Below are 22896 nucleotides of genomic sequence, written 5' to 3'. Positions count from 1 at the left end.
GCTGATCCTGCTCTTCGTCCCCTGGTAGAAGCCTGGCTGCCGCCAAGCGCGGCGCGATCCCCCTTCCACTTCAGCTCCCGCCGGTAGCCCATGGCCCGGCGGTTTTTCTGTGTGCGCCCCACGCCGGACGCGTCGCTCCGGCTCCGAAAATGCGTGACGAATTGCCGGAAAGGGCGGTGCGGCTGCCGGATCCGTGCACGAGGCCCCGGGGGTCGGTTGCTACAACTGTGTTCGTGGGGCCGGCGCCAGATTTGGCAAACATAAACGTGACGCACATCACACAATTGTTTGTATTGTGTTATCTTCGTCACAGTTTTGCGAACCTGACCAACAGGGTCCAGGGACGGTTGTAGTCGCCACGGAACCGGCAGACACGCATTCGTACGCGTCTCCGGGTCCGGCAGAACCCTCCCCGGTACCCACTGAACAGCGGCTCCCCTGTGGGGCTGATGACGGGGAAAAACCAACATGTGGCAGTCGACGACGTCGCGCATCAGCGCGGGCGGTGAATCCGTTCATCCTGAAAAAAGTGCACATCCCGGCCGGACCGGGCGATGGCTGGCCGCCGGCCTGCTGTTGCTGCTGCTGTCGGTGGTGCTGCCATCGTCGGCCTGGGCTGCGGCCTACGCGACCGGCGGCACCAGCCCGTACCGCAACACGGTGCTGTGGCTGACCTGGGGTGGCGGCACGGACCTGGGCACTGCCGGGGTCACGCTCAACAATGGTGATACCTCGTCGATCTCGATGCCGGTGGCCGCGGGCATCAACCTCAGTGTCAGCTGCAGTCTGGCCAACATCAGTGGCGGCGGACTCCTGCAGAGCTATCGCCCGGGCAACTTCAGCGGCGACAGCCTGGACGACCTGTACAACGTCGGTGGCACTGGCGGCGCGAATCAGCTGATCGCGGGCATCTCGCGCAGCACGGGCACCTCCTCGTTCGAAATCAACTGCGTCTCGACCCTGGGCGGCGCGCCGTATCGCCTGCGCGGCGTGGTGATGGCCGACGCCGAGTCGATCAACAACAGTGGCGAATTCGTCGAAGCCAGTGCACTGGGTACCTGGAACGTGGTGGAGATGCGCAAGAACCTCAGCGCAGGTGCCTACAACGTGACCAAGTCCAGCAGCGGCGGCAACAGCGTGATCCGCTTCGGGCCGGGCAACGACAACAACACCGCTGCGGTCACCTTCCTCAATTTCGACAACGCCGCGCACGCGCCGGGCAACCTCGCGGTGAACATGGGCTTCTCGATGCGCGGTGGCGGCACCACCGCCATCGCCATCGGCCTGCTGGTGCCGTACGCCGACTTCGGTGATGCGCCGCAGAGCTATGGCGACGCCATGCATGTGGTGGACGATCTGCAGTTCCGCCCGGATGGCCTGCCGGTCAACGCCACCCCCACCAACATCAACACCGCAGGCTATACGCCGGGTGGCCTGGCACCGCCGCTGACCGATTTCCTCGGCACGATGGGTCCGGATACCGAGCAGAAGAGCAGCTACAGCGCCGATGCGAAGGGTGACGACAACTTCCCTTCGGGCAATCCCAACGAAGAGAACGCCTGGCCGGCGAGCTATGTGCTGACGGTGATGCAGGCCGGTACCCAGATCAGCCAACCGGTGGCGTGCGTGGGCAGCGGCAGCGTGGCCGGCTGGATCGATTTCAATCGCAACGGCACATTCGACCCGGGCGAGCGCAGCAACATCGCTGCATGCAGTGGTGGCGGGGCCAACCTGAGCTGGACCGTGCCCGCGCAGGTAAGCGCAGGCAGCAGTTACGTGCGCCTGCGCTATGCGACCAATGCGGCGCAGATCCAGCAGCCGACCGGCGTGGCCGACGACGGCGAAGTGGAAGACCACCTGATCACCATCACCGCACCCGCGCTGAAGGTGGTGAAGAGCAACAATGCCACCGGCGGCATCTGGAACTACGGCCAGGCCGGCACCCAGTACACGCTGACGATCAGCAACACCACCAACGTGCCGACCGGCAATCCGCCGAACGTGCCGGCGGGTGTCATCACCGTGCGCGACCAGTTGCCGGCAGGGATCGTGCCGAACTGGACCGGTACCCTCAGCAGTGGCAGCTGGAGCTGTACGGCGAGCGGCCAGGCGGTGAGCTGCACCAGCAGCCAGGTACTGTCGGCAGCCGGCACCGCCGGTGACAGCAGCAGCTTCACCCTGCCGGTGACCGTGTCCGCATCGGCAAGCGGCCTGTTGCGCAACCACGCCAGCGTCGGCGGTGGCTACGATCCGTTCAATGGTGGCAATCCGCCCGCACCGGGCGAGGCCTGTACCGATGCCAACCATTGCACCCGCAGCGATGTGACCGTTCCGGTTACACGGGTGAGCTACGCGAAACGCTCCAACACCACCGGTCCGGTGGCGGTGGGGGCGACGGTGAGCTACACCGTGGATGTCACCATTGCCGACGGCAACAGCCGCGACGTGCTGACCCTGACCGATACCCTCGGCACCGGTCTGGATTTCGCCAGCGTGACCAATGCCGGCGCCTTTACCTGCAATGCCGCCAATCCGCTGGTGTGCACGCTGCCAGCGGGCACCGTGCCGAGCACCTACAGCCTGACCTATGCGGCCACCGTCAACGCGCAGGCCAGCGGCCAGGTGATCAACACGGTGGTGGGCACCGGCACCGACACTCCCACCTGCAGCAGCAACTGCACCACCACCACGCCGGTGGCGGCGCCGCGCATCTCGGTGTCCAAGGCCAGCGCCACGGCCGGCCCGGTCGCGGTGGGCGACAGCGTTGCCTACACGGTGAGCGTGGTCGTGGCCGATGCGCGCACCACCGCTGCCGTCACATTGACCGATACCCTGGGCACTGGCCTGGACTTCGGCAGCATGACCAATGCCGGCGGCTTCATCTGCGTGCCCGGCAATCCGCTGGTGTGCACGCTGCCCGCCGGCACCGTGCCCGGCAGCTACGCGTTCTCCTATACCGGCATCGTCAACGCACAGGCGGTTGGCCAGGTGCGCAATGCCGTAGTGCCGAGCGGCCCGGACAATCCGTCGTGCGTCGGCAGCTGTGATACCACCACGCCACTGGCCAGCCCGCAGGTGAGCTACGCCAAGCTGGCCTCCACCGGTGGACCGGTGCGGGTGGGCGACAGCATCGGCTATACGCTGAGCGTGACCGTTGCGCGTTCTCGCACCACCGATGTGGTCACCCTGACCGATACGCTGGGCAGCGGCCTGGACTTCAGCAGCGTTACCAGCGCGGGCATCTTCACCTGCAATGCGGCCAACCCGCTGGTGTGCACGCTGCCTGCAGGGACGGTGCCGGGCACCTACAGCCTGAGCTATACCGCTACGGTCAATGCGCAGGCCAGTGGCACGGTACGCAATGCCGTGCTCGGCACCGGCACCGACACGCCCTCGTGCACGACCAACTGCGATACCACCACGCCGGTGGCGACGCCGGGCGTGAGCTATGCCAAGTCGGTGAACAGTGCCGGCCCCGTGTCGGTGGGTGACAGCCTGGCCTACACCTTGACCACGGTGGTGACCAACTCGCGCACCACCGACGTGGTGACGCTGACCGATACGCTGGGCAGCGGCCTGGATTTCGGCAGCGTGACCAGTGCCGGCGCCTACACCTGCAACGCGGCCAACCCGCTGGTTTGCACGTTGCCGGCCGGCACTGCGCCAGGCAGCTACAGCCTGTCGTACACCGCAGTGGTCAATGCCCAGGCCACCGGCCAGGTGACCAACGCGGTGCTCGGCAGCGGTGGCGACAACCCGAGCTGCACCGTCAACTGCGATACCACCACCCCGGTGGCTGGCAGCCAGATCGACTATCGCAAGACCTCGGCCGCGGTCGGCTCGGTCAAGGTGGGTGACAGCATCGCCTACACCCTGACCGCTGTGGTCAGCCGCTCGCGCACGACCGCTGTATTCACCCTGACCGACACCCTGGGGCAGGGCCTGGACTTCGGTTCAGTCACCGCCACCACGGGCTTCACCTGCAATGCCGCCAACCCGCTGGTGTGCACGTTGCCGGCCGCCACCGCACCTGGCACCTACACGGTGAACTACACCGCGACGGTGAACGCGCAGGCCAAGGGCAGCGTCAGCAACGCCGTGCTTGGCAGCGGCACCGGTACCAACACCTGTGCCACCGACTGCACCACCACCACCCCGGTGCTGGCGGCGACGGTCACCTACCGCAAGTCCTCCAGCACGGCATCGCCGGTCAATATCGGCGATGCGGTGGACTACAGCGTCGAGGTGGTGGTCGCCAACTCGCAGACCACCGATGTGTTCACCCTGACCGATACCCTGGGCGCAGGCCTGGACCTGCAGTCGGTGACCCAGCCGGGCGCCTTCACCTGCAATGCCAGCAATCCGCTGGTATGCACGCTGCCGGCAGGTACCGCACCCGGCACCTACACGCTGGGCTACCGCGCGCAGGTCAACGCGCAGGCCAGTGGCAGCGTCCGCAACGCGGTGCTGGGCAGTGGCGGCGATACCCCCACCTGCACGGGAACCTGCAGCACCGAGCACGTGCTGGCTGAGCCGCGCGTGGTGCTGGAAAAACTGTCCGGCCCTGCAAGTGGCAGTGAAGTGCGTCCGGGTGACCGGTTGCGCTACACCCTGCGGGCCACGGTCGAGCGCGCCTCGCTGCGCCAGCCGTTGCAGCTGCTGGATACGCCCGATACGGGCCTGAGCGTGGACACGCTGCCGGCAGGCTGCGTGCAGCAGGGTACCGACATCGTCTGCACCCTGCCGGCCGGTACGCCGGTGGGGCAGCATGAATTCGTCTACCAGGCCATCGTCAACCAGGAGGCGCGCACGGAGGTGCTCAACCGCCTGCGCGGCCAGTATCCGGATGGATCGCCACCGCCGGAGTGCACCACCTGCGAAACGCGGCACAAGGTGATCTCGGATTTCGCGCTGCGCATCACCAAGACCGCCAACCCGCGGTTGGTAAAGGTGGGCGACCTGGTGCGCTACCAGCTGGTGGTCGAGAACGTCGGCAGCAGCCATTGGCGCGACGGCGTGGTGGTCGATACGCCGCCGCCGGGCTTCAGCTATGTGGATGGCTCGATGCGCGTGGCCGACGACGACGGTGCGTTCTCGCTGGGCGGTAGCCAGACCCCGCTGCGCATCGGCGCGGTCGACATCGCCGTGGGCCGCAGTGCCACCATCACCTACCTGTTGCGGGTGGGCGCGGGCGTGCGTGCCGGCAACCACATCAACCAGGCCGTGGCCACCGCTGACGAYGGCACGCCGCTGTCGAATGTGGCGACCGCTGAAGTACGCATGGATGCCGACCCGCTGCTGGAAGACAGCTTGGTGTTCGGCACCGTGTTCGATGACCGCGACGGCGACGGATGGCAGGACAGTGCGGAACTCACCGGTGTTCGCGTACAGGGCGGTTTCGCGCYTGCCGCGTACGTGCCGGGTTCGACAACGCTGGATCGTGGCGATGGACCGCAGCCGTTGGCCGATGCCAGCGCGCCCCTGCTGCATGGCGTGCAGGTGGGCGTGGTACACGGCCTGGCGTCTACGTCGGACACGGTCGATAGCCATCAGGTGGTGATCCGCCAGCGCCTGCGCGAACTGTCCTTCACCGATGATTTCGTGCTGGAAAGCGCCCAGGGCCATCGCCTGCAGCTGGATGCGCAGGGTGTGGCAACCGTGCAGCACAGTGGCGAGGCGGCCAAGGGCCTGACCGCAGCCGAGCCGGCCGTGCATCGCGAGATCGCGCGGGTGGCCGAGGGCTATGAAGTGGCCTACGTGATCCGCAACAGCGGCATCCAGGAGCAGGGCATTCCCGGCGTGCGCCTGGCCACCGTGGAGGGCCTGCTGATCGAAACCGATCCGTTCGGTCGTTACCACCTGGCCGATGTGCACGGTGGCGATGCGCGGTTGGGCCGCAACTTCATCGTCAAGCTGGACCCGGCAACGGTACCGGCGGGTTCCGGACTGACCACCGAGAATCCGTTGCTGCGTCGGGTTACCCAGGGCGTGCCGACCCGCTTCAGCTTCGGCGTGCGCCTGCCGCCGTCGCCGCAGGCCGCCGCCGAGCGCGCCGAACTGGCGTTGGGCGAAGTGTTGTTCGCCCCGGGCAGCAGCGAGCTGCGTGCCAGCTATCGTCCGGTGCTGGCGAAGATGGCCGAGGTGGTCAATCGCTACCAGGGCGGTGACGTGGTGATTGCCGCCAACGGCGAAAGCCAGGCATTGGCCTTCGCCCGTGCGGTGGCCGTGCGTGATGCGCTGCAGGCCGAAGTGGCTGAAGGTTCGCGCGCTGGCCTGACGGTGCAGCTGCGTACCGACGTGCGCGATCCGCACTCGCTGGTCGCTGGCGTTGATGCCGGCGGCGCGCTGCTCGGCAACGTGCTGTTTGACACCGACAAGGCGGTGATCCGCGAGGAGTTCAAGCCGCTGCTGGCTGCCATCGCCGCGCGCCTGGAGCAGATGGGGGGCGGCCAGGTCAGCCTGGTCGGCCATACCGATGTGCGTGGCAGCCACGCCTACAACCAGGCGTTGGGCCTGCGCCGTGCCAATGCCGTGTTCGAAGCGCTGCGCGTGCAGCTCAGCCCTGCCGTGCAGCAACGCCTGCGCGTGCGCAACGAGGAGACCGCCGCCACCCGCGCGGCGGCCCACCAACAGGAGGCCCGCCGATGAGCGCCCATCACTCTGTCGTCCGGCGTCCCGCCCGCCTGCACCGCGCTGCGTTGTACCAGTCACTGCTGCTGGGTCTGGCAGCAACGGCGCAGGCCGCGCCGCCGCCGGCCAACGACGCGTCCATCGATGGCGCGCCCATCCACTGCGAGGGCAACCAGTGCAGCGCCGAGGGCGACCTGCTGTTCACCCTGCGCTCGCGCAGCTTCGATGAGCCGGTGACCGAAGGCACGTCGACGCGCTCGTCATCGCAGGTGCTGCAGCCGGACCGGCGCGTAAGCGTGGCGCTGGACGAGCCGGGCAAGGCGACCGTCCGCGGTGAATTCATGATCCGCCTGCCGGAAGGTGGCGCGATCTGGGCCACCGAAGACCCGGCCATGGGCCAGCCCGAGCTGTCGATCTCGGCGCCGGGCATGGTGGCGTTCGACCAGGGCCGCATCGTGCGTCCGGTCGAATTCTTCGTGCGTGGCAACTACACCGCGTTCATCAAACGTCTGGAGGTCAGCCTCTACCGCGGCAGCGACAGTGACCGGGTCGCGCCCCTGGCGACCTTTGAACTGCCTGTGGCTGCGGTCGGGCAGGGCAGTTGGGACGGTGCGCTGCCGGCGTCCACGCCGCTGCGTCGTGGCGACCGCCTGGTCTATGTGCTGCGCGCGTACGATGCCGAGGGCAATGTCGATGAGACCTCGGCGCAGTCCATGCAGCTGGTGACGCTGGCCGAAGTGGAGCGTGGCAACCAGCAGCTGCGTGACGCGCTGGAAGATCGGCGCGGCACGGCCGTCGATGCCAACCAGGCCGCTTCGTTGTCGCTGCTGGAGCAGGTGTTCGACAGCAACGGTCTTCGCCAGCAGAACATCCCGGTGTACGGCTCGCGCGTGCGCCTGCGGGGCCGTGACCTGCCGCTTGGCGCGGCACTGAAGATCAATGGCGAAAGCTATCCGCTGGACCAGGACCGCAAATTCGCCGCTGAATACCTGATGCCGATCGGTCACCACGTGTTCGACGTGCGGGTCGAGCGGCCCGACGCGCCGGCGATCGCACGCACGCTGGAGGTGGATGTCAGCGGCAGCTATCTGTTCGGTGTGGGCCTGGCCGATGTCACGGTGTACCAGAACAAGGCCAGTGGTGCGGGCCGCGATGTCGCCCGTGGCGAGCGCGGTGACGATGTGCTCAGCGACGGGCGCCTGGCGTTCTATTTGAAGGCCAAGACCCGTGGCCGCTATCTGTTGACGGCGCAGGCCGATACCCAGAACCGGCCGCTGGACGAGCTGTTCACCGGTTTCACCACGGCCGATCCGCAGGACCTGTTCCGCAGCCTGGACCCGGACCTGTATTACCCCACCTATGGCGACGATTCGCTGACCCAGCGCGACGTCGACAGCATGGGCCGCTTCTACCTGCGCATGGACTGGGACAAGAACCAGGCGCTGTGGGGCAACTACAACACGGGGCTGAGCGGCACCGAGTACGCCCAGTACGTGCGTTCGCTGTACGGTGCGGCGCTGTCGTGGCGCTCACGCGGCGCCAATGCGTGGGGCGATGCGCAGACCGAACTGCGTCTGTTCGGATCGCAGGCCGAGACCGCGCCGGGCCACAGCGAGTTCATCGGCACCGGCGGCAGCCTGTATTACCTGCGCCACGCCAGCATCCTGCGCGGCTCGGACCAGGTGGTGCTGGAGATCCGTGACCGCACCACCGGCCGTGTCGAACAGCGGGTGTCGCTGGTGCGCGGTGCCGACTACGAGATCGATGCGTTGCAGGGGCGCATCCTGCTGACCCGGCCGCTGGCCCAGGTCAGCCGCGAGAACCTGCGCCGGATCAGCCGCGACGTGCCGCTGGACGGCTACGAGCAGCGCCTGATTGTCGACTACGAATGGGTGCCGACCGGCTTCGACAATGACGACATCACCGCTGGTGTGCGTGGCAAGCACTGGTTCGGTGATCACGTGGCGGTGGGGGCCACCTATGTGGACGAACAGCGCGCTGGGCAGGACTATTCGCTGCGCGGTGCGGACCTGACCCTGCAGGCCGGGCGTGGTACCTACCTGAAGGTCGAGCACAGCCGCAGCGAGGCGACCAGTGCGCCGGTGTTCTTCTCCGACAATGGTGGTCTGAGCTTCACCCGCCTCAACCCCGAGGGGCCGCGCGAAGGCGAGGCGACCGCGGTGGAGGCACGGGTGAACCTGCGCGAGCTGGGCTGGACCCAGCGCGACTGGAGTGCCGGCGCCTGGTGGCGGCAGGTCGAGGGAGGCTATTCGGTGGGTCGCTTCGACACCGGCCAGCGCGTGCGCGAACAGGGCGCCGAACTGCTGGGCTACGTGACCGACGATTTCAGCCTGTATGCGCGTTACAGCGAAGCACGGCGTGGCAATGAATCGTTGATCCAGGCCCAGGCCACCGCCGAATGGCGGATCGGTGACAACGACCGCGTGTCGGCCGAGCTGCGCCGGGTGCAGGAAGACCGCGGCATCGGCAGCAATGCTGGTGTGCTGGCGGCAGCGCGCTACACCCATCGCATCGGCACCGCGCTGGACATCTATGGTGGCGGCCAGCTGACCGTCGATGACGATCATGGCCGCTACGCGGACAATGATGCGGTGGTCGCCGGTGGTACCTACACCTTCGCCAACCTGTCCACGATCGGCGCGGAGGTGAGCGATGGTGATCGGGGCAGTGCCGCGCAGGTCAATGCCGAGTACAAGCTGACCCCGCAGCACAGCTTCTATGGTGCGTTCACCCAGTCCACCGATCGCAGTGAATACGACCCGCTGTTCAGCCCGAATGCGCAGGATGGCTGGACGCTGGGCCAGCGCTGGCGCCTATCCGACCAGGTCAACGTGTTCAACGAGAGCCAGTTCCTCAAATCCGGCCAGGAATCCGGCCTGGCCAACACCTTCGGCATGGATTTCTATCCGGCGGTGGGCTGGAACGCGGGCTTCACCCTCAGCGACGGCAAGCTGGATGCGAGCAGTGGCCAGGTCGACCGCAAGGCCGTCAGCCTGTCCGGCGGCCGCACGTCGCCGGGTACCGAGTGGCAGAGCAAGCTGGAGTGGCGTCGCGACACCGGTGCCGAGCGCCGCACGCAATGGGTCAGCACCAACCGCCTCAGCCACCGTCTCAATGACAGCTGGCGGATCGCTGCGCGGTTCAACTACGCCGACACCGACGATGCGATCAACCCGGTGGCCGGCGCCCGCTTCATCGAGGGCAATCTCGGCTTCGCCTACCGCCCCTGGGACAATGACCGCTGGGCGCTGTTCGGCCGCTACAGCTATCTGTACGACCTGTCGACGATGGGCCAGGTCAACGGCGTGGACTACGACCAGCGTACCCAGGTGTTGTCGCTGGAAGGCGTGTACCGCATCGACCAGCGCTGGGAAGTGGCGGCCAAGCTGGCCCGACGCGAAGGCGAGGTCCGCTATGGCCGGGGCACCGGTCCGTGGTTCGATTCAGCCACGAACTTCGGTGCAGCACAGCTGCGCTATGACTTGTACTACCAATGGCACGGCCTGCTGGAGTACCGCCTGCTGGACGTGCGTGATGGCGGTCGCCGGCAGGGTTGGCTGGCCGGCGTGGACCGCGACGTCGGCCGCAACTTCCGGGTTGGCGTGGGCTACAACTTCACCGACTTCAGTGACGACCTGACGAAGTTCGACTACACCCACCGCGGCTGGTACCTGAACCTGGTGGGTCGCTATTGAGGACTGGGCAACGCCAGGCCATGCCTGGCGGGGCCGCGGCGGTCGCCACCCAGTAGTGCCAGGCCATGCCTGGCAGGGGCGCGGCGGTCGCTACCCAGTAGTGCCAGGCCATGCCTGGCAGGGCGGCAACGGCTCAGGCCTGCCTGAGCAGCTCCACCAGCTGCCGCAGGCGGTAAGGCTTGGGCAGGAATTCCACCTGCTCGGGCAGCGGCGGCAACTGCGAGCGTGCGTAGCCGGAGGAAAGGATCATCCGCGCCTGCGGCTGGTCGCGCGCAACATGCTCGCTCAGCTCGATGCCCGACATGCCGTTGGGCATGCTGATGTCACTGAACACCACGTCGAAACGCGTATCGCCCTGCAGCAGCGCGACCGCTTCCTGCGCATCGGCCGTGGTAGCCACGTCGATGCCGAAGTCGCGCAGGGCCAGGCCGATCATCTCACGCAGATCGGTCTGGTCCTCCACCATCAGTACGCGGATCGGATCATCGGTCATGGGTTGGGTTCCTCTGTGGCGGGTAGCAGCAGGCTGACCGTGGTGCCAACACCGGGCGTGGTGGACACGTCTACGAAGCCGCCGCTCTGGGTGGTGAATCCGAACACCTGGCTCAGGCCCAGGCCGCTGCCCTTGCCGATGTCCTTGGTGGTGAAGAAAGGCTCGGTCGCGCGTTCGGCGATGTCCGGGGCCATGCCGTGTCCCTCATCGCAGACGCTCAACGTCACATAGGTCCGTTGCCGGGATGTGTCGGCGTCGGGGTCCATGCGGTGCTCCAGCGCGGTGGCGATCAATACCCGGCCGCCACCTACCGTAGCGTCCGCAGCGTTGCCGACCAGGTTGGCGAGCGCGGTCTGCAGCTGCACGGTATCACTGAGTATGGCAGGCAGGCCCGCAGCCAGCGCGGTTTCCAGGGTGACGCCGGCAGGGCAGGTGGCCTGCAGGGCGGGCAACCAGTCGCGGATCCGCGCATTGATGTCCAGCGTTTCGCGGATCAGGGTCTGCCCGGTGCTGAAGGCCAGCAGCTGCCGGGTCAGCAGTGCGCCACGATCGCTGGCCGCCTGCGCGGTGGTCAACAGGGTGTTGGCACGCTCGTCATCGCCCATGCGTGCCGACAGCAGGTCCAGTGCATTGACGATGGTGGTCAGCAGGTTGTTGAACTCATGGGCAAGGCCGCGGCTGAGCTGGCCGACCGTCTCGAACTGCTGGGTCTGGCGCAGCGCCCGCTGCGCATCGCGCAGCAGCCGTTGCGCCTGCCACTGTTCGGTGATGTCGCGGGTGATCTTGACGAAGCCCACGAGCTCACCGTTCTCGACCACCGACTCGATGACCACGCTGGCACGGAAGGGAGACCCATCTCGGCGCACCCGCCAACCCTCAGCGGCATGGTGTCCGCATTCCGCCGCCAGCCGCAGCAGGCGCTGTGGCTCTCCCGTATCGCGATCAGCGGGCAGGTAGAAGCGGCCGAAGTGGGTGCCGATGACTTCTTCCGATCGGTAGCCCTTGATGCGTTCGGCGCCGGGGTTCCAGCTGCAGACGATGCCATCGGGATCGAGCAGGTACAGCGCATGGTCGCGCACGCTGTCGATCAGCAATCGCAGCTGTCGGGAAGGGTCCGTCAACACGGACGGCGTCGAAGCGGCAGCGACCACGATGAAATGCGTATTACCTCTGTCAGGCACGAGAACGTAGGCAGTGGAGTGTGAAGAGGACGTGCATGCGACGCCCGTGCCATTGGTCGTATGCGGCTGAATGCGACAAGGAGTAACATCAGTCCCCTTTTCCAAACTGGAACCGACCTGCATGCGTCCTGGTGCGACTACGCGTGACCGCTGGATCTGGATGACGTCGGCGGTACTGGTGGCGGCTACGGCCGCGCTGGAACTGGTGGTACCCCTGGGCTATGCCGTGTGGCTGGCCTATTTCATGGCCATCGGCGTCACTGTGTTCCAGCGCAGCGCCCGGGTGCCGTTCGTGGTGGCTGTCAGCGCCTGCGTACTGCTGGCGGTGGGCTACAACGTGGCGCCGGCCAGCAACAACTCATCCTTCTCGTTCGTCAACCGGTCGATCGGTGGCGCGGCTTTCCTGATGATCGCACTCATCGCCTCGCGCGCCATCCAGGCGCGACGCGAGGCGATGCGTGCGCTGTGGCTGCAGGAGGCGGAGAACGCGGTGGCGCTCAGCCTGCGCGGTGAGCTCGGGCCGGAACAGATCGCCGAAGCGGCGGTGTCGACGCTGGCAACCCAGCTGGGTGCCGATGTCGGTGCGCTCTACCGGCTGGAAGGCGGACGCCTGCAGCTGACCGGTGGGTTGGCGTTGCCGAACGGCATCCCGGCCACGTTGGGCCTGCAGGAAGGGGTGGCAGGGCAGGTGGCCCGCGACCAGCGGGCGCGGCATCTGCAGGGGGATGAAGCGGCGCCGCTGGAGCTGCAGACCAGCCTGGGGCGCGTGCCTGTGCGTGAACGGATCCTTGCCCCGGTCAGCAGCGACGGCGCGATCGTGGGCGTGCTCGAGCTGGGCCGGGCGGCGGTTGGCGAACAGCGGGCGCTGGATGACGAGCTGCTGCTGCGCTGCGCCGAGACCATCGGCATGGCCCTGCGCACCTCGATGCTGCGCGCACAGCTGGTGGTGCTGCTGGAAGAGTCGCAGCGCCAGGGCGAAGAACTGCAGGCACAGCAGGAAGAGCTGCGGGTGGCCAACGAGGAGCTGGAAGAGCAGAGCCGCAGCCTGATGCAGTCGCAGACGCATCTGGAACAGCAGCAGGCCGAGCTGGAGCAGAGCAACGTGCAGCTGGAAGAGCGCACCCACGAGCTGGAGGCGCAGAAGCAGGCGCTGCTGGTCGCGCAGGGGCAGCTGGTGCGCAACAGCAATGAACTGGCCGCCACCTCGCGCTACAAGTCCGAGTTCCTGGCCAACATGTCGCACGAGCTGCGCACCCCGCTCAACAGTTCGTTGATCCTGGCCAAGCTGCTGGCCGACAACAAGGACGGCTCGCTCAGCGACGAGCAGGTCAAGTACGCCCGCGCCATCCTGTCGTCGAACAACGACCTGCTGGCGCTGATCAACGACATCCTGGACCTGTCGCGCATCGAAGCGGGGCACGTCGAACTGGCCGACGAAGTGGTGGTGGTCGACAGCGTGCTGCAGCGACTGCGCGAAACCTTCGAGCCGATGGCGCGGCAGAAGGGCCTGACGCTGCAGATCGAGTCCGATGGCCTGGCCCCCAGCCAGCTGGTGGCCGACAACCAGCGCCTGCAGCAGATCCTGAAGAACCTGCTGGCCAATGCGGTCAAGTTCACCGAGCACGGCAAGGTGAGCCTGCACGTTCGCAGCGGCGGCAATGGCCGGATCCGATTCGAAGTGGCCGACAGCGGCATCGGCATTGCACGCGACCAGCTGCAGCTGATCTTCGAAGCGTTCCGCCAGGCCGATGGCAGCACCCGCCGCCGTTACGGCGGCACTGGCCTGGGCCTGTCGATCTCGCGTGATCTTGCGGTGCGCATGGGCGGTGACATCCAAGTGGACAGCGAGCCGGGCCGCGGCAGCTGCTTCATTCTCGAACTACCGCTGCAGGGCGCGCCGATGGCCGAGAATGCCGCAGGCGCCGCAGCGCCGGTGCCCGTGCAGCCGGTACCCGCCACCCCCGTGGCAGCAGCCCCACTTGCCCAGCGGTCCAGTGCCGCGCCGGTGGCAGCGGTGGCCGATGACCGTGGGCGCCGCCACCATGCGGGACGCTTGATCCTGGCAGTGGAGGACGATGCGGTCTTCGCCGAAGCCCTGGTGACGCTGGCGCACGAGCTTGATTTCGACTGCGTGGTGGCCACCACGGCCGAAGAGGCGCTGGCGCTGGCGGCGGACCTGCGTCCCAACGGCATCCTGCTGGACATCGGCCTGCCCGACGTCTCGGGCCTGACCGTGCTTGAACGGCTCAAGCGCAACCCCGACACCCGGCACATTCCGGTGCATGTGGTCTCGGGCATGGACCGCGGCCAGGTGGCGCGCGAACTGGGCGCGATCGGCTTTGCGATCAAGCCGACCACGCGCGAGCGCCTGGTGGCTGCCATCGAACAGCTTGAACAGACCAGCCAGCGCGACGTGCGGCGCCTGCTGATCGTGGAGGACGACAACGATCTGCGCCGCAACCTGGAACTGCTGCTGGGCCGCGATCAGCTGCAGATCGCTGCTGTCGGTACGCTTGCCGCAGCGGTGGAGCAGCTGAGCACGGTCACCTTCGACTGCATGGTGATGGACCTGTCGCTGCCCGACGGCAGTGGCTACGACCTGCTCGAGCACATGGCAGGCAACGATGATGTCGGCTTCCCGCCGGTCATCGTCTATACCGGCCGTGCCCTCAGCCGCGAAGAAGAGCAGCGCCTGCGCCGCTACTCCAAGAGCATCATCATCAAGGGTGCACGCTCGCCCGAGCGCCTGCTCGACGAGGTGACGCTGTTCCTGCACAGCGTGGAGGCCAACCTGCCCAGCGACCAGCAGCGCCTGCTGCGCGAAGCGCGCCGCCGCGACACCGTGCTCGATGGACGCACCGTGCTGCTGGCCGAGGACGACGTGCGCAACATCTTCGCGCTGTCCAGCGTGCTGGAGCCGCTGGGGGTGACGCTGGAGATCGCCCGCAATGGCCAGGAGGCCGTCGACCGCCTGGCCCAGCGCGAGGTGGACCTGGTGCTGATGGACATCATGATGCCGGAGAAGGATGGCCTGCAGGCGATGCGCGAGATCCGCGCGCAGCGCCACCTGCAGGACCTGCCGATCATCGCGCTGACCGCCAAGGCCATGCCCGATGACCGTGAACGCTGCCTGCAGGCCRGTGCCAACGACTACATCGCCAAGCCCATCGACGTGGACAAACTGGTGTCGCTGTGCCGGGTCTGGTGCTCGCGGCAATGAACGAGCAGGCGCTGTTCGACCTGGAGCTGAAGGTACTGCTGGAAGCGCTGTACCAGCGCTACCACTACGACTTCCGCAGCTATGCGGTGTCCTCGCTGCGCCGTCGCGTCAGCCAGGCCATGCAGCGCTACGAGTGCGAGCGCCTGTCGGATCTGCAGCATCGGCTGCTGCACGAGCCGGAGCTGTTCGCCCAGGCGATGCAGTTCTTCACCGTGCAGGTTTCGGAGATGTTCCGTGACCCGGAGTATTTCCGGCAGATGCGCGAACAGGTGGTACCGGTGCTGCGCACCTATCCCTCGGTGAAGCTGTGGGTGGCCGGCTGCAGTACCGGCGAGGAAGTGTGGTCGCTGGCGATCCTGCTGCACGAGGAAGGCCTGCTTGAGCGCAGCATCGTCTACGCCACCGACATCAACCCCGCGGCACTGGCCACGGCTGAGGCCGGCGCCTACGGCATCGACCGCCTGGCCCAGTTCAGCCGGAACTACCTCGCCGCCGGCGGCACCGCTTCACTGTCGGACTATTACAGCACCGCTTACGACGGCGCGGTCTTCGACCGCCAGCTGCGCCGCAACGTGGTGTTTGCCGACCACAGCCTGGCCACCGACACGGTGTTTTCGGAAGTGCACCTGGTGTCTTGCCGCAACGTGCTGATCTATTTCAACCGCGACCTGCAGGATCGGGCGGTGGGCCTGTTCCGCGAAGCCCTGGTGCATCGCGGCTTCCTCGGCCTGGGCAGCAAGGAGTCGCTGCAGTTCGGTCGCCATCACGATGCCTTCGAAGCCTGTTCGCGGGARCACCGCCTGTACCGGAAGGTGGCCTGATGGCGGCAATGTCCCACCCTGACGTGGTGGTGATCGGCGCATCGGCCGGTGGCGTGGCCGCCCTGCAGATCGTGCTGGGTGCGTTGCCGGCCACCCTGCCGGTGCCGGTGCTGGTGGTGCTGCACCTGCCGCGCGACCGTTCCAGCCGCATCGCCGAGGTGCTGGCGCCGTACTGCACGTTGGTCCTGCGCGAAGCGGAGGACAAGCAGCCCCTGCAGGCCGGAACGGTGACGTTCGCGCCGCCGGACTACCACCTGCTGGTGGAGGACACGCAGGCCATCGCTTTGTCGATGGACGAACCGGTGCTGTTCTCGCGGCCGGCCATCGATCCGCTGTTCGAATCGGCCGCGGCCGCGTTCGGCACGGGTGTGCTGGCGATACTGCTGACCGGTGCCAGCAGCGATGGCAGCGATGGCGTGGCCGCCGTGCGCGCCGCTGGCGGCCAGGCCTGGTTGCAATGCCCCGAGGAGGCCGAGGCATCGATGATGCCGGCCTCTGCCCTGCAGCATGCCGGCGCCGACGCCGTGCTGCCCCTTGAACTGATGTGCCGCCGCCTGAAGGAGTTGTTTGCATGAACCTGCTGCCGCCGGACCCTGCCCAGTCGCAGGCGCCGGTCAACCTGCTGATCGTCGACGACGTGCCGCAGAACCTGGTGGCCATGCAGGCGCTGCTGCGCCGCGAGGGCGTCAACCTGTTGCTGGCGGACTCTGGCGCGCAGGCGCTGGAGCTGCTGCTGGAGCATGAGGTAGCGCTGGCGCTGCTGGACGTGCACATGCCGGAGATCGACGGTTTCATGCTCGCCGAGCTGATGCGTGGCTCGCAGCGCAGTCGGGATGTGCCGATCATCTTCCTGACCGCCTCGCCGGATGATCCGTTGCGGGTGTTCAAGGGCTACGAGACCGGCGCGGTGGATTTCCTGCACAAGCCGGTGGCACCGCAGGTAATCCTCAGCAAGGTCAATGTGTTCATCGAGCTCTACCAGCAGCGGCAGTTGCTGAAGGCGCGCAACGAAGCGCTGGAGCGCGCGTTGAAGCTCAACGAGACCATGGCGGCGGTGCTCACCCACGACCTGCGCACGCCGCTGTCGGCCATCCTGCTGTGTGCCGACAAGCTGTCGCTGGAACTGCCGGACGACAATGCCGGTGCGCAGCAGACACTGAGCTACCTGGAGGCCAGCACGCTGCGGATGGCACGCATGGTCGAGCAGTTGCTGGACTTCTCGCGGATCCGCAGCGGTGGCCTGCGCCTGCAGAGCAGCGTCTGTGACCTGGCCGAGGTGACGCGTGCGGTGCTGGTCGAGGCCGGTGCCGGCCATCGAAGCGATCGGATCGCGCTGGACGTCCGTGGCGATTCGACGCTGCAGGGCGACATGGATCGCCTTGGGCAGATCGTCGCCAACCTGGTCGGCAACGCACTCACCCATGGCGCCGACGCGACGGTGCAGGTGCAGGTCGATGGTGGCGATGCACGGGTGGTTGCGCTGCGCGTACGCAACACCGGCCATGTCGATGAGGCGTTGCTGCCGCGCCTGTTCGAACCCTTCAAGGCCAGCTTCCACCAGAGCAACGGGCTCGGGCTGGGGCTGTACATCGTTGACCAGTTCGTGCGTGCGCATGGTGGCCAGTTGAGCGCGCGCAACGAGGCAGGGCACGTGGTGTTCGAGGCGCTGCTGCCTCGTCGATCCGATTTGCGCAGTCCGGCGGTTTCCTGAATTCTTCAGCTGGCGCGTGAGCGAACTGAGACGGGCTCGTCCGCAACTGCTACCGTGGCACCACTCTTGCAAAGGAAGCTCCATGCCACTGCGTGCCATCGCCTATGTCAGCCAGGCCAAGCCGGATCTGTCTGCCGCACGTCTGCAGACGCTGGTCGAGGATGCCTCGCGCTTCAACAAGATGGCAGGGGTGACGGGTGTGCTGCTGCATGACGGCGAACGCTTCCTGCAGTACATCGAAGGCCCGCCTGATGGCATCGATTCGGTCTATGAGCGCATCCTGCAGGCCGGCAGCCATGTCGACATCGTCGAGCTGGCGCGTGGCCGGCTGGGCCAGCGCCAGTTTCCGTACTGGGCAATGCGCGGGCTGCCGGTCGACGCCGCGCTGCTGCGCCAGCTTTCCGCAGGCGACTGGTCGGGATTCGCCCGCTCAGTGAACGGTGACAGCGTCATGCTTACGGCGGTGGATCTGTTGGCCGAGGTCGTGCGGCCGGTACTCAGCGCGGGCTGACCGCTAACGCTGCGGGGCGCAGTACGCCGCGTGCAATGCCTGCAGCACCCCCAGCGCCGGACCCTCCAGCAGCCGATAGTGCAGTGCCTGTGCCTGCCGCCGCGTTGCCACCACCTCCAGATTGCGCAGCACGGCCAGATGCTGTGACAGCGCCGATGCGCTCAGGCCAGTCAGGGCCTGCAGTTCCGGCACCGGTGCTTCGCCTTCCACCAGGCGACACAACACGCGCAGTCGCGCCGGGTGTGCCAGCGATTTCAGCAGGGCAGCCGCTTGTGCGGCATGCGTAGCCATCGCGGCACTGTCGGTGGTGATGCTGGGCACGGCTTGACTCGGTAGTTCAGGAAAATCTAATTTAGAGAAATCTAAATTGAAGGGCAAGCCGATGCGCGCGATGCAGAGGGGCAGGGCATGAACCTGCCATGGGCGGCAATTGCAGGCGGCGGCCTGATCGGTGCGTCGGCGGTGCTGCTGCTGGCCACGCTCGGTCGGGTGGCGGGCATCAGCGGTATCGCTGCCGGCGCCGCTGCCGCGCCGCGCGGTGATCGTGGTTGGCGCTGGGCTTTCCTGCTCGGACTGATGTCGGCGGCGGCAGCGGTGTTGAGCTGGCAGGCGGGTGCAGGACAACCACCACGCGCCTTGCTGCGCGACGCGCTGCCGGCCTGGCAATTGATCGCTGCCGGTGTCCTGGTGGGCCTGGGTACGCGGCTGGGCAACGGCTGCACCAGCGGCCACGGTGTCTGTGGCCTCGCCCGTGGATCGCGGCGATCGCTGGTGGCGGTGCTGGTGTTCATGGCCTGCGCGATGCTCACCACGTTCCTGCTACGTCACGGCGGAGGCCTGGCATGAGCCGCAGGTTGTGGGCGGCAGGTGTGGCCGGCGGCCTGTTCGGTGCCGGCCTCGCGCTGGCCGGCATGACCGATCCGCGTCGCGTGCTGGGGTTCCTTGATGTGGCTGGCGACTTCGATCCCACGCTGGCCTGGGTGCTGGCGTCGGCGCTGCTGGTCAGCGCACTGGGTCAATTCTGGCTGCGGCGGCGGCAGCGGCCATGGTGCGCCGAACGTTTCGAGCTGCCGGCGGCGCAGGCTGTCGACACGCGGTTGCTGCTGGGTGCGGCGCTGTTCGGTATCGGCTGGGGCTGGGTCGGCTATTGCCCGGGGCCCGCGCTGGCCGCGTTGGCGGTGGGCGCGCGCGAAGCCCTGTGGTTCGTGCCAGCGATGGCTGCCGGTTTCTGGCTGCATGATCGCTGGCTGCGCTGAGGCTTCACGTTCGTCTCACCGTTGCGGGGTTCAGATCACCTTTCCCGGGGAACGGAGGACGACATGGCACGGATGAAATGGAAAGGCGGCGCGTTGCTGGCGGCGGCACTGGCGACGGCGGCAATGCCGGCGATGGCCTGCACGCGCGCGGTGTATCTGGGCGACAACGGCGATGTCATCACCGCCCGCTCGATGGACTGGAAAGTGGACGTGGCCACCAATCTCTACGTGTTGCCGCGTGGCATTGCGCGCACCGGAAAGGCGGGGCCTGGGTCGATCGCCTGGACTGCACGCTACGGCAGCGTGGTGGCCACCGGCTATGACATTTCCACCACCGATGGCATGAACGAGAAGGGCCTGGTCGCCAACCTGCTGTGGCTGGTCGAGTCGGAGTACCCGGCCCAGCGCAGCGGCAAGCCCGGCCTGTCCATCTCGTTGTGGGCGCAGTACGTGCTGGATAATTTCGCGACGGTGGAAGAGGCGGTGACTGCGCTGCAGCGCGAACCGTACTCGATCGTCACCGACAAGGTGCCGGGCGAGGACCGCCAGGCGACGCTGCATCTGTCGCTGTCCGACGCCACGGGTGACAGCGCGATCGTCGAATACATCGGCGGGCGCCAGGTGATCCACCATGATCGGCGCTATCAGGTGATGACCAATTCGCCGGTCTTCGACCAGCAGCTGGCATTGAACAGCTACTGGCAGCAGATCGGTGGCACGGTGATGCTGCCGGGCACCAACCGTTCGGCCGACCGCTTCGCGCGGGCCTCCTTCTACATCAACGCGATTCCGAAAGCGGAAGATCCGGTGGAGGCGCTGGCCAGTGTGTTCAGCGTGATCCGCAACGTGTCGGTACCGTTCGGCATCACCACGCCGGGCGAGCCCAACATCTCGTCCACCCGCTGGCGTACGGTCGCCGACCACAAGCGGCGCCTGTATTTCTTCGAGTCGGCACTGACGCCCAACACCTTCTGGGTCGACCTGACCAAGGTCGATTTCGGCGGAAAGGTGCTCAAGCTCGATCTCGGCCGTGACCAGCGCAATACCTTCGCCGGCGATGCACTGGGCCATTTCGTACCCAGCGCACCGTTCACCTTCCTCGGCGTCGACGGCTAGTTCGACGCCTGGCTGGAGGCCGGGTAGACCGCCTGGATCGTGCAGGCGCCGCGGCGGGTGAAGCGGGGCAGCGGCGCCACCGCGTCGCTGCGCTCGTCGAAGCTGGCGAAATCGGCCGTAACCACGCGGTCGCCGGGGTTGCCGCAGATCAGGCCGTTCTGCATGCCGGATTGGAAGCTCAATTCCGGCGAGCGGTCCAGCTGGAGGCAGTGGCTGCCCAGTTCAACACGGTAAAAGCGATGGCCGCCGCTACGCAGCGGGTTGGTTTCCACCAGCATGCCCTGCGTGTCGGACGACCAGCCGCGCACATTGCGGGTGGCGAAGCAGTACGAGGCCGAGCCGCCGAAGCCGCGACGGACGTCCTTGCGTTGGCGGATCGTCAGGGCGGGCAGGGTGGCCGTGCGCAGGCTGTCGCTGTCGCGGGCCACGCTGGCATAGTCGCGGGCCTGGACCGGGGTGACTGCACTGACGGCACAGCTGTGGCCATCGACCACAACGCGCTCGCTGGGACGACCGCAGGCCCAGCCGGCGGGTGCTTCCAGCTTCAACGTGGTGGCTGCGCGGACGCCGGGGCAATCCTCGGCGAAGTCGATGCGATAGGCTTGGCCGGAGGCGGCACGCAGCGCGATCGAGCGCGGTGATGCCTGCTCCACTTCCTGGACGCCGACAGCGTCCATGCAGTGCGGGGCCGGTGGCATGCGTTCCTGTGCCGAAGCCGTGGCGGTGAGCACCAGCGCGAGGCTGGCGGCCAGTACCATGGATGCGTGCCTGTAAGTCATGTCCTGCACTCCCTGCGTTGGATGACGGGCCGACTATAGCAGCGGTTTGCACGGCAAGTGTTACACGCGCAGACTGCTCGGATGGGCGCCATCTTCCATCTACGGCACTACGGTCAGGCCACCGGCCTGGATCGCCACGGCTATGCGCAGTGGGTGCTGCCGCTGCAGGGTGAGCTGCAGTTCGAGATGGAGGGCAGGGGCGGCCGTCTTGACCTGCTGCAGGGCGCATTCGTGGCGGCCGGCGAGGCGCACGACCAGATGGCCGACGGCCCCAATGGTTTCGTGATTGTCGACTGCGGGCCGGGCGTGCTCGATGACGCGACCCAGGAGCACCTGTGCCGGCAGCGCTGGCTGCATCTCCCGCTGTCGCTGCGGCAGCGGCTTGCCCAGGTGCAGACGGGCCGGCCTGTGCCAGCGCTGCTGCCGGAACTGCTGCGGGTCTTCGCGCCTGCCGGTAGTGGTGCGCGCCTGCAGGGCCTGTGCGCTGCGGTCGAGGCGATACCGGGGCAGGCATGGTCGGTAGCGCGCATGGCTGCCTTTGTCGGCATCAGCGAAAGCCGCCTGCATGCGGTGTTCCGGAGTGAGTTCGGGCTCAGCCCGCAGGCGTGGCTCAGTGCCAGCCGCCTGCGCTGGGCCAAGCACCAGTTGCGGGTCAGCCCGGCATCGATCAGCGATATCGCACTGGCCGCAGGGTATTCCGAGCAGAGTGCACTGACCCGTGCGCTGCGCCGCGAATGCGGGCAGACGCCGGCGGCATGGCGGCGAGCCACACCCAACACTGCGGAAGCGAACCGGCAGTAGCCTCGGTCAAGACCGGTCGGCAAGGGGCCGCTTACACTGCGCGGCCCGTTCTTGCTGTGAACCTGCAATGCGCAACAACCCGATTGCCCTGGGCATCGCCAATGGCATCGCCGCCGGTGCGCTGTGGGGCGTGGTCTTCCTCGCGCCCGCCGTGTTGAGCACGTTCAATGCCCTGCAGCTTTCCGCCGGCCGCTATCTGGTTTATGGCCTGATCGCCGTGGTCCTGCTGCTGCCGCGCTGGAAGCGGCTGGCGCCGAAGCTCGGTCGCGCCGAGTGGATCGGCCTGTTGTGGCTCAGCCTGGCCGGCAACCTGGTGTACTTCCTGCTGTTGGCCACGGCGGTGCAGTGGGCCGGTGGCGCCGCTGCTTCGTTGATTGTCGGCCTGATTCCGGTCGTGGTCACCCTGGTGGGCGTGCGCGAGCAGGGTGCGGTGCCGTTGAAGCAGCTGCTGCCGGCGCTGGCGCTGTGCGTGCTCGGCGTAGCGATGGTCGGCTGGGAGGCGCTGATGTCCGAGCATCTGGGCACGCCTTGGCGGCAACGCCTGATCGGCCTGCTGTGCGCGTTCGGTGCGTTGTTCTCGTGGGCGCTGTATTCCATCGGCAACAGCCGCTGGCTGTCGCGGCGGCCCGACCTTTCCAGCCACGACTGGTCACTGCTGACC

Annotated in this window: 16 protein-coding genes; 12 read left to right on the top strand and 4 right to left on the bottom strand. The window is 67.2% G+C overall.

The features are described from left to right. The first annotated feature begins 468 nt into the window (after positions 1–468). Both AC1DJN_RS01655 and AC1DJN_RS01650 read left to right on the top strand, forming a co-directional pair. The gene (locus AC1DJN_RS01655) at positions 469–6648 is read left to right on the top strand and encodes a CshA/CshB family fibrillar adhesin-related protein (protein ID WP_478038653.1); all 6180 of its coding nucleotides are present in this window, start codon (positions 469–471) and stop codon (positions 6646–6648) included. Beyond that, a complete protein-coding gene (locus AC1DJN_RS01650) occupies positions 6645–10346 on the top strand; it encodes a TonB-dependent receptor (RefSeq protein ID WP_442251210.1) in 3702 nt (1233 codons plus the stop codon). Before AC1DJN_RS01655 ends, AC1DJN_RS01650 begins: the two co-directional genes overlap by 4 nt. A 133-nt stretch (positions 10347–10479) precedes the next feature. Here AC1DJN_RS01650 and AC1DJN_RS01645 read toward each other — a convergent pair whose 3' ends face one another. Beyond that, a complete protein-coding gene (locus tag AC1DJN_RS01645; protein WP_025874874.1) occupies positions 10480–10839 on the bottom strand; it encodes a response regulator in 360 nt (119 codons plus the stop codon). Then, the gene (locus AC1DJN_RS01640; protein WP_425518190.1) at positions 10836–11990 is read right to left on the bottom strand and encodes a two-component system sensor histidine kinase NtrB; all 1155 of its coding nucleotides are present in this window, start codon (positions 11988–11990) and stop codon (positions 10836–10838) included. Before AC1DJN_RS01640 ends, AC1DJN_RS01645 begins: the two co-directional genes overlap by 4 nt. A gap of 151 nt (positions 11991–12141) precedes the next feature. On the opposite strand from AC1DJN_RS01640, the gene AC1DJN_RS01635 reads away from it, so the two are divergent. From AC1DJN_RS01635 to AC1DJN_RS01615, 5 genes are all read left to right on the top strand, one after another. Further along, positions 12142–15240: a response regulator gene (locus AC1DJN_RS01635; protein ID WP_478038651.1), complete on the top strand. Its 3099-nt coding sequence runs from the start codon at positions 12142–12144 to the stop codon at positions 15238–15240. Beyond that, on the top strand, positions 15237–16061 hold the full coding sequence (locus tag AC1DJN_RS01630) for a CheR family methyltransferase (RefSeq protein ID WP_032951761.1): 825 nt from the start codon (positions 15237–15239) through the stop codon (positions 16059–16061). Before AC1DJN_RS01635 ends, AC1DJN_RS01630 begins: the two co-directional genes overlap by 4 nt. Then, positions 16061–16636: a chemotaxis protein CheB gene (locus tag AC1DJN_RS01625; protein WP_025874869.1), complete on the top strand. Its 576-nt coding sequence runs from the start codon at positions 16061–16063 to the stop codon at positions 16634–16636. The genes AC1DJN_RS01630 and AC1DJN_RS01625 overlap by 1 nt, the downstream gene beginning before the upstream one ends. Next, the gene (locus AC1DJN_RS01620; protein WP_025874868.1) at positions 16633–17772 is read left to right on the top strand and encodes a hybrid sensor histidine kinase/response regulator; all 1140 of its coding nucleotides are present in this window, start codon (positions 16633–16635) and stop codon (positions 17770–17772) included. The genes AC1DJN_RS01625 and AC1DJN_RS01620 overlap by 4 nt, the downstream gene beginning before the upstream one ends. Before the next feature lie 82 nt (positions 17773–17854). Beyond that, positions 17855–18283: a BLUF domain-containing protein gene (locus AC1DJN_RS01615; protein WP_477744817.1), complete on the top strand. Its 429-nt coding sequence runs from the start codon at positions 17855–17857 to the stop codon at positions 18281–18283. Between the two features lie 3 nt (positions 18284–18286). Here the strand turns inward: AC1DJN_RS01615 and AC1DJN_RS01610 are convergent, their stop codons facing one another. Beyond that, entirely contained in the window at positions 18287–18574 is a 288-nt protein-coding gene (locus tag AC1DJN_RS01610) for an ArsR/SmtB family transcription factor (RefSeq protein WP_032951781.1), read from the bottom strand. Positions 18575–18691: 117 nt separating this feature from the next. On the opposite strand from AC1DJN_RS01610, the gene AC1DJN_RS01605 reads away from it, so the two are divergent. From AC1DJN_RS01605 to AC1DJN_RS01595, 3 genes are all read left to right on the top strand, one after another. Beyond that, positions 18692–19129: a YeeE/YedE family protein gene (locus AC1DJN_RS01605; protein ID WP_025874862.1), complete on the top strand. Its 438-nt coding sequence runs from the start codon at positions 18692–18694 to the stop codon at positions 19127–19129. After that, a complete protein-coding gene (locus AC1DJN_RS01600) occupies positions 19126–19539 on the top strand; it encodes a DUF6691 family protein (protein ID WP_442251208.1) in 414 nt (137 codons plus the stop codon). Before AC1DJN_RS01605 ends, AC1DJN_RS01600 begins: the two co-directional genes overlap by 4 nt. A 63-nt stretch (positions 19540–19602) precedes the next feature. Then, complete coding sequence (locus AC1DJN_RS01595) at positions 19603–20655, top strand: linear amide C-N hydrolase (protein ID WP_032976085.1); 1053 nt, start codon at positions 19603–19605, stop codon at positions 20653–20655. Here the strand turns inward: AC1DJN_RS01595 and AC1DJN_RS01590 are convergent. Next, on the bottom strand, positions 20652–21434 hold the full coding sequence (locus AC1DJN_RS01590) for a DUF6491 family protein (RefSeq protein ID WP_032976084.1): 783 nt from the start codon (positions 21432–21434) through the stop codon (positions 20652–20654). The genes AC1DJN_RS01595 and AC1DJN_RS01590 overlap by 4 nt on opposite strands. Positions 21435–21515: 81 nt before the next feature. Between AC1DJN_RS01590 and AC1DJN_RS01585 the strand changes: the two genes are divergently transcribed. Together AC1DJN_RS01585 and AC1DJN_RS01580 are read left to right on the top strand one after the other, a co-directional pair. After that, positions 21516–22235: a helix-turn-helix domain-containing protein gene (locus AC1DJN_RS01585; protein WP_032976082.1), complete on the top strand. Its 720-nt coding sequence runs from the start codon at positions 21516–21518 to the stop codon at positions 22233–22235. A gap of 67 nt (positions 22236–22302) precedes the next feature. Further along, on the top strand, positions 22303–22896 hold a 594-nt coding region (locus tag AC1DJN_RS01580; RefSeq protein WP_478038649.1), incomplete at its 3' end, for a DMT family transporter.

It is taken from the genome of Stenotrophomonas sp. 05L414_2 (assembly GCF_056397905.1).
Note: the sequence above shows the minus strand (reverse complement) of the source record. Positions and strands in the feature narration are given on the sequence as shown.

Bases quoted from the DNA above. Each gene is read 5' to 3' on its own strand.
- AC1DJN_RS01650 (WP_442251210.1), top strand. From the start codon at position 6,645: ATGAGCGCCCATCACTCTGTCGTCCGGCGTCCCGCCCGCCTGCACCGC.
- AC1DJN_RS01645 (WP_025874874.1), bottom strand. From the start codon at position 10,839: ATGACCGATGATCCGATCCGCGTACTGATGGTGGAGGACCAGACCGAT.
- AC1DJN_RS01625 (WP_025874869.1), top strand. From the start codon at position 16,061: ATGGCGGCAATGTCCCACCCTGACGTGGTGGTGATCGGCGCATCGGCC.
- AC1DJN_RS01620 (WP_025874868.1), top strand. From the start codon at position 16,633: ATGAACCTGCTGCCGCCGGACCCTGCCCAGTCGCAGGCGCCGGTCAAC.
- AC1DJN_RS01615 (WP_477744817.1), top strand. From the start codon at position 17,855: ATGCCACTGCGTGCCATCGCCTATGTCAGCCAGGCCAAGCCGGATCTG.
- AC1DJN_RS01610 (WP_032951781.1), bottom strand. From the start codon at position 18,574: ATGGCTACGCATGCCGCACAAGCGGCTGCCCTGCTGAAATCGCTGGCA.
- AC1DJN_RS01605 (WP_025874862.1), top strand. From the start codon at position 18,692: ATGAACCTGCCATGGGCGGCAATTGCAGGCGGCGGCCTGATCGGTGCG.
- AC1DJN_RS01600 (WP_442251208.1), top strand. From the start codon at position 19,126: ATGAGCCGCAGGTTGTGGGCGGCAGGTGTGGCCGGCGGCCTGTTCGGT.
- AC1DJN_RS01595 (WP_032976085.1), top strand. From the start codon at position 19,603: ATGGCACGGATGAAATGGAAAGGCGGCGCGTTGCTGGCGGCGGCACTG.
- AC1DJN_RS01590 (WP_032976084.1), bottom strand. From the start codon at position 21,434: ATGACTTACAGGCACGCATCCATGGTACTGGCCGCCAGCCTCGCGCTG.
- AC1DJN_RS01585 (WP_032976082.1), top strand. From the start codon at position 21,516: ATGGGCGCCATCTTCCATCTACGGCACTACGGTCAGGCCACCGGCCTG.